This is a genomic window from Amycolatopsis sp. WAC 04169 (assembly GCF_003947535.1).
In the GTDB taxonomy this organism is placed as follows: domain Bacteria; phylum Actinomycetota; class Actinomycetes; order Mycobacteriales; family Pseudonocardiaceae; genus Amycolatopsis; species Amycolatopsis keratiniphila.
This window is the reverse complement of record NZ_QHJI01000006.1, coordinates 437,167-449,763: the sequence shown is the minus strand read 5'-3', so window position 1 is coordinate 449,763 and position 12,597 is coordinate 437,167. Positions and strand designations below refer to the sequence as shown.

3 protein-coding genes are annotated in these 12,597 nt (G+C 71.2%); all 3 read left to right on the top strand.

Translation table 11 applies throughout. The annotated features are described in order from the left end of the window. The first annotated feature begins 46 nt into the window (after nt 1-46). The 3 genes from DMC61_RS18085 to DMC61_RS18075 all read left to right on the top strand — a co-directional run bounded on the left by DMC61_RS18085 (nt 47) and on the right by DMC61_RS18075 (nt 12,445). Nucleotides 47-892, top strand: a complete 846-nt coding sequence (locus DMC61_RS18085; RefSeq protein ID WP_125690258.1) for a prephenate dehydrogenase — start codon at nt 47-49, stop codon at nt 890-892. A 139-nt stretch (nt 893-1,031) separates the two neighbouring features. Then, on the top strand, nt 1,032-2,990 hold the full coding sequence (locus tag DMC61_RS18080; protein WP_125690257.1) for an ABC transporter ATP-binding protein: 1,959 nt from the start codon (nt 1,032-1,034) through the stop codon (nt 2,988-2,990). Between the two features lie 2 nt (nt 2,991-2,992). Continuing rightward, on the top strand, nt 2,993-12,445 hold the full coding sequence (locus tag DMC61_RS18075; RefSeq protein WP_125690256.1) for a non-ribosomal peptide synthetase: 9,453 nt from the start codon (nt 2,993-2,995) through the stop codon (nt 12,443-12,445). Nucleotides 12,446-12,597: the final 152 nt, after the last annotated feature.

The window sequence follows — 12,597 nt, the reverse complement described above, 5'->3', positions numbered from 1 at the left end:
AGGTCACCGGCTCGACATCGCCAGGTGGGCGGCATAAGAAGTGACGGTGACCATCGAGAAGGCGCTTGTCGTCGGTACGGGACTGATCGGCACCTCTGTCGCGCTGGCGCTTCGCGAACGCGGCGTGGCGGTGTATCTGTCCGATGTGGACGCTCGGGCCGTCCGGCTGGCGCGGGACCTCGGCGCCGGCCGGGAATGGACCGGTGAGGAAGCCGACCTGGCGCTGATCGCCGTCCCGCCGCATCTCGTGGGTGAGCGACTGGCGGACCTGCAGCGGCGAGGAGCCGCGCGGGTGTACACCGACGTGGCGAGCGTCAAGGTCGACCCGATCGCCGACGCGGAACGGCTGGGCTGCGATCTGAGTTCCTATGTGCCGGGCCATCCGCTCGCCGGCCGGGAACGGTCCGGCCCGTCCGCCGCCCGCGCCGATCTGTTCCTCGGCCGTCCGTGGGCGATCTGCCCCGGCGCCGAGACGGCCGCGGATGCCGTCCGCCTGACGCGGGAACTGGTTTCGTCGTGCGGAGCGAGGGCGGTCACGGTGGAGGCGGCCGAGCACGATGCGGCGGTGGCGCTGGTGTCGCACGCTCCGCATGTGGTGGCGTCGGCGATGGCGGCGAGTCTCGCGGGCGGCGACGACGTCGCGCTGGGCCTGTCGGGACAGGGACTTCGCGACGTGACGCGGATCGCCGCCGGGGATCCCTTGCTGTGGCGAAGGATTCTCGCCGGGAACGCCCAGCCGGTGGCCGGGGTCCTCGACCGGATCGCGGGCGACCTCGCGGCGGCGGCCTCGGCGTTGCGGTCCGGCGATCTGGACGAGGTGACGGATCTGCTGCGGCGCGGGGTGGCGGGCCATGGCCGGATCCCACACCCGCGCGTCGTCAAAGCCGGCTGACCCGGCACGGAACACTCGCGTTTCGACCCCGCGTGAACGTGTCCAAGCGCGGAAAGTGCTCGCTTGGACTCACTCGTGGACATCGACTCGATTCAGCACGATTGAGAACGCCGACTTGGCTCGTGAGAGAGGTGACCGTATGGACGTGGTTCTGCGCTTCGAGGGGGTGGACAAGAGTGAGCACGATCCGGACCCCTGGGTGACGAAGGTCCGCAAGGGGACCGTGCGCCGGGTGCTCGCCTACTTCCGCCCGCACGTCGGCAAGGTGGCGCTCTTCGTGCTCGTCGCCGTCCTGGAGGCGCTGATCGTCGTCGCGACTCCGTTGCTGCTGAAGGAACTCATCGACAACGGCATCGTCAAGAACGACCTCGGGGTCGTGATCTGGATGGCCGCCCTCACCGCCGGGCTCGCCTTCCTTGGCGCGGCGCTGGCGCTGCTGTCGGGCTACATCTCCGGGAAGATCGGGGAGGGGATCACCTACGACCTCCGGGTCCAGGCACTCGACCATGTCCGGCGGCTGCCGATCGCGTTCTTCACCCGCACGCAGACCGGGGTGCTGGTCGGGCGGCTGCACACGGAACTGATCATGGCGCAGCAGCATTTCACCGGTCTGCTCATGGCGGCCACCAGCCTGGTCATGGTCGTGGTGGTGCTGGCCGAGCTGTTCTATCTTTCGTGGCTCGTCGCCGCGATCTCGCTGCTGATCATCCCGATCTTCCTCGTGCCCTGGATCCGGGTCGGGCGGGCGATCCAGCGGCGCAGCATCCGGCAGATGGACGAGAACGCCGGTCTCGGCGGGCTGCTCCAGGAGCGGTTCAACGTGCAGGGGGCGATGCTCTCCAAACTCTTCGGCCGGCCGGACGAGGAGATGGCCGAGTACACCGAACGTGCCGGGAAGATCCGCGAAGTCGGTGTGAGCCTTGCCGTCTGGGGCCGGATGGCCTTCGTCATGATGGCGCTGATGGCCTCGCTGGCCACGGCGCTCGTCTACGGGATCGGTGGCGGGCTCGTGCTCGCGGGGGCGTTCCAGCTCGGCACGCTGGTCGCCATCGCCACGCTGCTCGGGCGGATGTTCGGACCGATCACCCAGCTGTCCGGGATGCAGGAGCTGGCGCAGACCGTCGTGGTGAGTTTTTCCCGGGTCTTCGAGCTGCTCGACCTCAAGCCGCTCATCCAGGAACGCCCCGGCGCGGTCGCGCTGGAGAAGGACGTGGCGCCGGACATCGAGTTCGAGAACGTGAAGTTCCGCTATCCCACCGCGGACGAGGTCTCGCTGGCGTCGCTGGAGCATCTGCGGACCGAGCGGGAGCGCGGGGAAGTGTCGCCGGACGTCTTGCGCGACGTGAGTTTCCACGTGGGGGCCGGCACCCTCACCGCGCTCGTCGGGCCGTCGGGGGCGGGGAAGAGCACCATCACCCACCTGGTGTCCCGGCTGTACGACCCGAACGCCGGGACCGTGCGCGTCGGCGGGCACGACCTGCGGGACATCAGCTTCGCATCGCTGCGCGAAACGGTGGGCGTGGTCAGCCAGGACGCCTATCTCTTCCACAACACGATCCGGGAGAACCTGCTCTACGCTCGTCCGACCGCCACCGAGGAAGAGCTGATCGAGGCCTGCAAGGGGGCCCAGATCTGGGATCTGATCGAATCCCTGCCCCTCGGGTTGGACACCGTCTCGGGTGACCGCGGCTACCGCATGTCGGGCGGGGAGAAGCAACGACTGGCCATCGCCAGGCTGCTGCTGAAGGCGCCGACGATCGTCGTACTCGACGAAGCCACCGCGCACCTGGACTCCGAGTCGGAGGCGGCCGTCCAGCGGGCGCTCAAGACCGCCCTGCGGAGCCGGACGTCGCTGGTGATCGCCCACCGGTTGTCCACGATCCGCGAGGCCGACCAGATCCTCGTGATCGACGGTGGCGGGGTGCGGGAGCGCGGCACGCACGATGAGCTGCTGGCCGAAGGCGGCCTGTACGCGGAGCTGTACTACACGCAGTTCGCCGACCCGGCGAACGACGCGGCCAAGCCGGAAGTCGAGGAAGCCGAGCTTGACGAGCCCGAGCCTCAGCCGGCGATCCAACCCATCGGCTTCGGAGGATGACGATGAATTCCGCAGCGCGGACCACACGGACGGTGCTGGAGCTGTTCGCGTCGCACGTGGACCGGACGCCCGGCGCGGTGGCCGTGGTCGACGGTGACCGGGTGCTGACATACCGGCAGCTCGACGAGCAAGCGAGCCGGTTGGCCGGCTGCCTGGCAGGCCGGGGCATCCGCCGCGGCGACCGGGTCGCGGTGATCATGGGCCGGTCGGCGGACCTGGTGGCGGCGCTGCTCGGCGTGTGGAAGGCGGGGGCGGCGTATGTGCCGGTCGACGCCGCCTATCCCGCTCCGCGCGTGGAATTCATGGTGTCGGACTCGGCTGCCGCGCTGACGGTGTGCTCGGCAGCCACCCGTGCCGCCGTACCGGCGGGGGTGGCGTCGCTCGAAGCGGACGCCGTCACGGACGAGGACGCGGGCGGCACTCCGGTCGCCGCGGCGCGCCCGGGGGATCCGGCGTTCGTGATGTACACGTCCGGCTCGACGGGTACGCCGAAGGGAGTGGTGATCTCCCAGAGCCGCGTCGCGGAGCTTGTGCAGGACCCGGGTTGGGAGATGGGGCCGGACGACGCGGTGCTCATGCACTCGCCGCACGCCTTCGACGCGTCCCTGCTCGAAATCTGGACGCCGCTGTCCGCGGGCGCCCGGGTGGTGATCGCCGAACCGGGCGTGATGGACGCCCGGCGCCTGCGGGAAGTGGCCGCCGCGGGAGTGACGCGCGCGTACCTGACCGCGGGGAGTTTCCGTGCGGTGGCCGAGGAATCGCCGGAATCGTTCGCCGGGTTCCGCGAGGTGCTGACCGGTGGTGACGTGGTGCCCGTGCACGCGGTGGAGCGCGTGCGGCAGGCATGCCCCCGGGCTCGGGTCCGGCATATGTACGGACCGACCGAAGCGACGATGTGCGCGACGTGGCATCTGCTGGAGCCGGGTGACGTGCTGGGGACGGTGCTGCCGATCGGGCGTCCGCTGGCGGGCCGCGCGGTCCACGTGCTCGACGAGTCGCTGCGGCCCGTCGGGCCGGGGGTGGTCGGCGACCTGTATCTCTCCGGAAGCCTGGCGGAGGGCTACTTCGGCAAGGCCGGGCTGACGGCGGAACGGTTCGTGGCGGATCCCTCCACGCCGGGGCAGCGGATGTACTGGACGGGCGACCTCGCCCAGTGGACCGCCGAGGGCGAGCTGCTGTTCGCGGGCCGCGCCGACAACCAGGTGAAGGTCCGCGGGTTCCGGATCGAACCCGGCGAGATCGAGGCCGCGCTCATCGCCCAGCCGGACGTCCAGGACGCCGTGGTGGCGGCGATCGACGGACGGCTCATCGGTTATGTGGTGGCGGGTGAGGACGTCGACCCCGCGCTCGTCCGCGAACGTCTCCGTGCGGTGCTGCCGGAGTACCTGGTCCCGGTCGCCGTGCTCGTGCTGGACGCGTTGCCGCTGACCGGCAACGGCAAGGTGGACAGGGCGGCGCTGCCCGCACCCGAGTTCACGGCGAGCGCCACGAGCCGGGAGCCCGCCACCGAGGCCGAGCGTGTCCTTTGTGGACTGTTCGCCGAGGTGCTCCGGATCGACCGGGCCGGTGTCGACGACGGATTCTTCGAACTGGGCGGGGATTCGATCCTCGCGATGCGCCTGGCGGCCCGCGCGGCCAAGGCCGGCCTGCTGCTGACACCGGTCCAGATCTTCGAGGAGACCACTCCCGCCCGGCTGGCCGCCGTGGCGCGGGACCTGCCCGCCGACCGGGCGGCCGACGGCGCCCTGCTCAGCCTGATCGAGGCGGAAGAGGCGGAGCTGGCACTCGCCGCTCCCGGCGCCGACGAGATCTGGCCGCTGGCCCCGCTGCAGGAGGGGCTGCTCTTCGAATCGATCCTCGACGACCAGGGCCCCGACATCTACCAGGTGCAGGTGATCCTGGAGCTGACCGGCGAGGTGGACGAGACCCGGCTGCGGGCCGCGTGGGACACCGTCGTCCGGCGGCACGACGAGCTGCGGCTGACCTTCCACCGGCTCGAATCGGGCAAGACCGTGCAGGCCGTGCACGGGGACGTCACCGTGCCGTGGCGGACGGTGGATCTGACCGGCGCCGACGACGTCGACACCGCCTTCGAAGCCCTGGCGATGCAGGAGCAGGCGCATCGGTTCGACCTCGCCACGGCGCCCCTGATCCGGCTGGTGCTCGTCCGGGTCGGGGAGGACCGGCACCGGCTGCTGGTCGTCATCCACCACATCCTGGTCGACGGCTGGTCGGTGGCGGTCATCCTCAACGAGGCGTTCGAGGCCTACGAGCCCGGCGGGCGGCTGCCGGAACGGCGGGAGGGCGCCGGCTACCTCGACTACCTGGCTTGGCTGGAAAGGCAGGACAAGGACGCGGCACGCGAGGCCTGGCGGGCGGAGCTGTCCGACCTCGACGAGCCCGCGCTCATCGCGTCGGCGTCGGCCGCGACGGACTACGACTACCGCGTCACCCACCTGCCGCCCGCATTGCACGACGGCCTCCTGGAATTCACCCGCGAGCACGGGCTGACACCGAGCACGGTGGTGCACGCCGCCTGGGCGATGGTGCTGTCGCGGCTCACGCGGCGGACCGACGTGGTGTTCGGCACCATGGTCGCGACCCGCCCCGCGGAACTGCCGGGCATCGAGTCGATGCCGGGCCTGCTGATGAGCGCGATGCCGGTCCGGGTGACCCTGGACGGCGGGCAGGCGGTCATGGACATGCTCACCGGGCTGTACGGCCGTCAGCTGGCCCTCATGCCGCATCAGCACCTGGGACTGCCGGAGATCCAGAAGGCGGCCGGACCCGGCGCGACCTTCGACACGCTGCTGGTGGTCGAGAACTACCCGCGGGAATACGCCGGCCGGTACAAGTACCTGCGCACGATCGAAGGGACCCACTATCCGCTGACCCTCGGCATCACCCCGGGGGACCGGTTCAAGATCCAGCTCGGCTACTGGCAGGGCCAGGTCCCGGACGCCGTCGCCGACTCGCTGCTGGAGTGGTTCGTCGGTGCCATCGGCGCCCTGGTCGCCGACCCCGCCGGCCCGGTGGGGCGGATCGGGGTGGGCACGGCCGAGGTCCGCGACTGGCGAACGCCGCTCGTGGCGGGGGAACCGCTGCACACGCTGGTGGGGCGGGTGGCCGCCGAGCGGCCGGGCGGCGTGGCGCTCGTTGACGGCGACGGCGAGCTGACCTACGCGCGGTTGTGGGATCTCTCGGTGCGGTTCGCCGCCGTGCTGCGCGCCCACGGCGTCGGGGCGGAGTCCCGGGTCGGCCTGGTGGTGGGACGGTCGTCCTGGTGGACCGTCGGCATGCTGGGCGTCCTGCTCGCGGGCGGCACGTTCGTGCCGGTGGACCCGGCGTATCCGGACGAGCGCAAGGAAACGATCTTCCGCAGCGCGGATCCGATGCTGGTGGTGTGCGCGGCGTCGACCCGGGGGACCGTGCCCGCCGAGTACGCGGACCGGTCGCTGGTGATCGACGAGGTCGAACTGACGGCGGCGACGGAGGAAGAGCTGCCGCGGGTGGATCCGCGTAGTGCCGCGTACGTGATCTACACGTCGGGATCGACGGGGACCCCGAAGGGCGTCGTCGTCACCCACACCGGGCTGGGGAACCTGGCGCTGGCGCATATCGAGCGGTTCGCCGTGACGCCGTCGTCGCGGGTTCTGCAGTTCGCGGCGCTCGGCTTCGACACCATCGTGTCCGAGGTGATGATGGCGCTGCTGTCGGGAGCCACCCTGGTGGTGCCGCCGGAGCAGGAGCTGCCGCCGCGGATGGCGATGTCCGAAACGCTGGCACGGTGGGACATCACGCAGGTGAAGGCGCCGCCGTCGGTGCTGGGCACGGTCGACGTGCTGCCGGAGCGGGTGGACACCGTGGTCGCGGCGGGCGAACTCTGCCCGCCGGGCCTGGTGGACCGGATGTCCGCGAACCACCGGATGATCAACGCCTACGGGCCGACCGAGACCACGATCTGCGCGACGATGAGCATGCCGTTGTCGCCGGGCCAGCATCCGATCCCGTTCGGCGGACCGGTTCCGGGAGTGCGCGCCTATCTGCTGGACTCGTTCCTGCGCCCGTTGCCGCCCGGCATCACCGGTGAGCTGTATCTGGCGGGCATCGGGGTGGCGCGCGGTTATCTGGGCCGTCCGGCGCTGACGGCCGAGCGGTTCGTCGCCGATCCGTTCGCCCCCGGTGAGCGGATGTACCGGACCGGGGACCTGGCGTACTGGACGGATCAGGGCGAACTGGTGTCCGCCGGGCGGGCCGACGACCAGGTGAAGATCCGCGGCTTCCGGGTCGAACCGCGCGAAATCGAGTTCGCGCTGTCCGCGTACCCGGGGATCACCCAGGCCACCGTGACCGTCCGCGAAGACCGCCTGATCGCCTACGTGACGCCGGGAGACATCGACACCCAGGCGGTGCGGGCGCATCTCGCGTCGCGGATGCCCCAGTACATGGTGCCCGCGGCGGTGGTGGCGCTGGACGTCCTGCCGCTGACGGCGCACGGGAAGATCGACCGGCGCGCGTTGCCCGACCCCGATTTCGTCACCGGGACGCCCGCCAGGGAACCCGCCACCGAGACCGAGCGGGTGCTGTGCGAACTGTTCGCCGGCGTGCTCGGGCTGGAGCGGGCCGGGGTGGACGACAGCTTCTTCGACCTCGGCGGGGACTCCATCCTCTCGATGCAGCTCGCGGCGCGGGCGCGGCGGTCGGGACTGAGTTTCACCGCGGCGGACGTCTTCGACGGGAAGACCCCGGAGCGCATCGCGCAGCTGGCGGAGGTGTCTTCGCCGCCGGAACAGGCTGCTTCCCCGAAGCCCGACGGTGCCGGCGACGTCACCTGGACGCCGGTGATGTCGCTGCTGGGCGACGGCGTCACGGGGCCCGGATTCGCGCAGTGGATGGTGGTCGCGACACCTCCGGACCTGACGGAAAAGGCTTTGGCGGCGGGATTCTCGGCCGTCGTGGCGACGCACGACATGCTGAGGGCCCGCGTCGTCGAAGACGGGCGCGGACGGCGGCTGGTGGTCGGCGAGCACGGGGCGGTGGACGCGGCCGGGTGGATCACCCGCGTCGGGCTCGACGGCCGTTCGCCGGACGAGGCCGTCGAGGACGCGGCACGCGAGGCCGTCGGCAGGCTCGACCCGGCGGCGGGGGTGATGGCGCGGGTCGTGTGGCTCGACGCCGGACCGGACCGGGCCGGCCGGCTGGTGGTGGGCGTCCATCACCTGTCGGTCGACGGTGTGTCCTGGCGGATCCTGCTGTCGGATCTGCAGTCCGCCTGCGAAGCGGCGGCCGAGGGGCGGACCCCGGCGCTGGAACCGGTGGGCCTGTCGTTCAAACGGTGGGCGAGCCTGCTCAAGGAGCAGGCGGTCTCCGCGGAACGGGTCGCGGAACTCGAGGCGTGGAAAGCGATCCTCGGACCGGCGGAGCGCGGGCCGTCCGCGCGCCGGGCCGCGGAGGGCGAAGTGCGCTCGCGGTCGTGGGTGGTGCCGAAGACGGAGACACGGGCCTTGGTCGGCCGGGCTCCGCTGGTCTTCCACTGCGGGGTGAACGACGTCCTGCTCGCGGGGCTGGCCGGAGCGGTGACCCGGCGGCGCGGTGGCGACGCGGTGCTGGTGGACGTGGAAGGCCACGGCCGTCATCCGGCCGCGGGGGCCGATCTGTCCCGGACGGTGGGCTGGTTCACCAGCGCGCATCCGGTACGGCTGGCCGTGGCGGACACCGATCTGGCGGACGTGCTCGCCGGTGGCCCGGCGGCCGGGCGGTTGCTGAAGCTGGTCAAGGAGCAGTCGCGGGCGGTGCCCGGCGACGGGCTCGGATACGGCATGTTGCGCTATCTCAACGACGTGACGGGCCCGGTACTGGCGGAACTGCCGTCGCCGGAGATCGGGTTCAACTACCTGGGCAGGTTCGCCACCGCCGAGAAGGGCGACGTGCGGGCCTGGCAGCCGGTCGGCGACCTCGGCAGTGCGCAGGAACCCGGAATGGGCCTGCCGCACGCGCTCGAAGTCAACGCGATCGTCCAGGACTCACCGGACGGTCCCGAACTGACGCTCCTGCTGGAATGGCAGGAAGACCGGCTGGACGAAGCCGAGGTCGAACGACTGGCCCAGGACTGGCTCGACATGCTGGCCGGGCTGGCCCGGCAGGCGGACGATCCCGCCGCGGGCGGGCACACCGCGTCCGATTTCGAGCTCGTCACCTTGGACCAGGCCGAGATCGAGGCCCTCGAAGCCGAATACGCGGACGCCGGCGGAGTGGCCGACGTGCTCCCGCTTTCGCCGCTGCAGCACGGGCTCGCGTTCCACGCCGGGTACGGCGGGGACGGGGTCGACGTCTACACCGCCCAGGCGGTGCTGGATCTGAGCGGTCCGCTGGACATGCTGCTGCTGCGGAAGTCGGTACGCGGGCTGCTGGACCGGCACCCGAACCTGCGCGCCGGATTCCGGCACGCCGCCGCCGGGCCCGCCTATCAGGTGATCCCGGGCGCCGTGGAGGTGCCGGTGTCCTTTGTGGACGCGACGGGGGCGGCGGATCCGGAGGCCGAGGCGACGGCGGTGGCCGAGGCCGAGCGGGCACGGCCGTTCGATCTGGCCAAGCCGCCGCTGCTGCGGATCACAGTGGTGGCACTGGGCCGGGACAGCCACCGCCTGGTGCTGACCAACCATCACATCCTGCTCGACGGCTGGTCGACGCCACTGCTGGTGGACGAACTGCTCACGCTCTACCGCGACGGCGCGGCCCCGTCCGCGCTGGCACCGGTCACCCCGTACCGGGATTACCTGGCCTGGGTCGGCGAAACCGATCGGGACGCGTCGATCACCGCGTGGCGTGAGGCGCTGGCGGGCCTGCCGGAACCGACCCTGGTCGCGGACGACCGGCCGGTGCCGGTCCAGGTGCCCGGGCAGATGTGGGCCGAGCTGGACGAGACGTTCGCCGCCGCCTTGACCGCGCGGGCCCGCGAATGCGGGGTCACGGTCAGCACGATGCTGCAGGCGGTCTGGGGCCTGGTGCTGGCGGCGACGACCGGACGCGACGACGTGGTGTTCGGGGCGGTGGTGTCCGGGCGACCGGCCGAACTGCCCGGGATCGAGACCATGGTCGGCCTGTTCATCAACACCGTGCCGGTCCGGGTGCGGACGCGGCCGGAGCAGACCTTCGCCGAGCTGGTGCGGCAGATCCAGGACGAGCAGATCGCGTTGCTGGCGCACCACCACGTCGGGCTCGCCGACATCCAGCAGGCCGCCGGGCTGGGCCGGTTGTTCGACACCCTCGTCGTCTACGAGAACTACCCCAGGCCCGACGAGACCGCCGACCCGGAGCCGGATCGGTTGCGGGTGCGGGGAATGACCGCCGCCGACGCCACCCACTACCCGCTGGCGCTGGCGGTCGTCCCCGGCGACGTCCTGCGCCTGCGGCTGGAGCACCAGCCCACGCTGTTCACCACGGAGCAGGCCGCCGCCGTGCTGGACCGCTTCACGAGGGTGCTCGAAGCGGTGGTCGCCGAGCCGCGGACGCCGCTCCCGGCGGTGCCGATGCTGTCCGCGGCCGAGCAGCGAGACCTGTTGGCGCGCAACGACACCGCGGTGGAGGTGCCGGACCGGACGCTCCCGGAGTCGTTCGCCGCGCAGGCCGCCGCCACCCCGGACGCGACCGCGGTGGTCTTCGAGGACCTGTCGCTGTCCTACGCCGAACTCGACGCCCGAGCCAACCAGCTGGCGCGCTGGCTCATCGAACGGGGCGCCGGGCCCGAAGGCCTGGTCGCGGTGCTGCTGCCCCGGTCGCTGGAACTGGTCGTCACGGTGCTGGCGATCACCAAGACCGGTGCTGCCTGGCTGCCGATCGATCCGGTCTATCCGGCCGAGCGCGTGTCGTACATGCTCGACGACGCCCGGCCGTCGCTGGTGATCACCGCCGCGGCGCTGTCGGCGTCGCCCGCCGGTGAGGTGGTGGCGGGAAGGCAGACGACGGTGGTGATCGACGATCCGGTGGCCGTCGGCGAGCTGGCGGCCCGGGATCGCGCTCCGGTGACCGACGCGGACCGCGTCCGGCCGCTGGATCCGCGTCACCCGGCGTATCTCATCTACACCTCGGGCTCCACCGGCAGGCCCAAGGCCGTCGTCGTCACCCACCGGAACCTGGCCAACTACCTGTTCCACTGTGGACGGAAGTACCCGGGCCTGCGGGGACGATCGCTGATGCATTCGTCGATCGCCTTCGATCTGACGGTGACCGCGCTGCTCACTCCGCTGACCGTGGGCGGAACGGTTCAGGTCGGTGCGCTGGAAGACCTGATCGGCACGGTGGAAAGCGCCCCGGCGCTGTTCCTCAAGGCCACGCCGAGCCATGTGAAGACGCTGGACACCGGTGCACGGGAGATCGCGGTCGCGGGCGACCTTCTGCTCGGTGGCGAGCAGTTGCCCGTCGACACGATCGCCCACTGGCGCCGGACCTACCCGAACACCGTCGTGGTCAACGAATACGGCCCGACCGAGGCCACCGTCGGCTGCGTCGAATTCCGGCTCGAACCCGGGCAGGCGGCCCCGTCCGGCGAGGTGGTGCCGATCGGCACTCCCATGACGAACGCGCGGGCGTTCGTGCTGGATTCGTGGCTGCGGCCGGTGCCGCCGGGCGCGGTGGGCGAACTGTACGTGGCGGGCGCGGGTGTGGCACGCGGCTATCTCGGGCGGCCGGGGCTGACCGCGACGCGGTTCGTGGCCGACCCGTCCGGGGACGGCGGGCTGATGTACCGGACCGGGGACCTGGTGCGGTGGAACCCGGACGGGAAACTGATGTTCATCGGTCGCGTCGACGACCAGGTGAAGGTGCGGGGTTACCGGATCGAGCCCGGCGAGATCGAAGCGGCACTGGTGGCACAGGAGCCGGTGGGACAGGCCGTGGTGCTGGCCAAGGACGGCGCCTCCGGCAAACGGCTGATCGGTTACGTGACCCCCGCCGGGGAGTCCGAAGTGGACGAAGCCGCGGTGCTCGCGGGCGTGGCCGCCCGATTGCCGCAGTACATGGTGCCGGCGGCGGTGGTGGTGCTGGCGGCGCTGCCGTTGACGGCGAACGGGAAAGTGGACCGGGACGCGTTGCCGGATCCCGATTTCAACGGACGCGTCACCGGAAGGGAACCGGTCACGGAGGCCGAGCGGCTGCTGTGTTCGCTCTTCGCCGAGGTGCTCGGACTGGAGCGGGCGGGCGCGGACGACAGTTTCTTCGAACTGGGTGGCGATTCGATCCTTTCGATGCAACTGGCGGCGCGTGCCCACCGGGCGGGAATGGCCTTCGGGGCGCGTGAGGTGTTCGAACAGCGGACCCCCGCGGCGATCGCGGCGGTCGTGGAACGGGCGGCGAGTGCTCCCGTCGCGAGTGAACACGCGACGTCCGACGTCGCTCTTCTCGAACTGGACCAAGACGAGATCGACGAATTCGAAGCGGAGTTCGAAAGCGGTCGCTGAGCCCGTGACGCCGTGAGGCGTACCGGGTCCAGATGATGCGAAAGCCACTTTCACAACCTTCAACGTTGCGAAAGTGGCTTTCGCAACGCTGGGCGGCGTTTGCCTTACCGCTCAACAGAACGACGCGGCTGGACATGTTGTCCGGCAAGGCC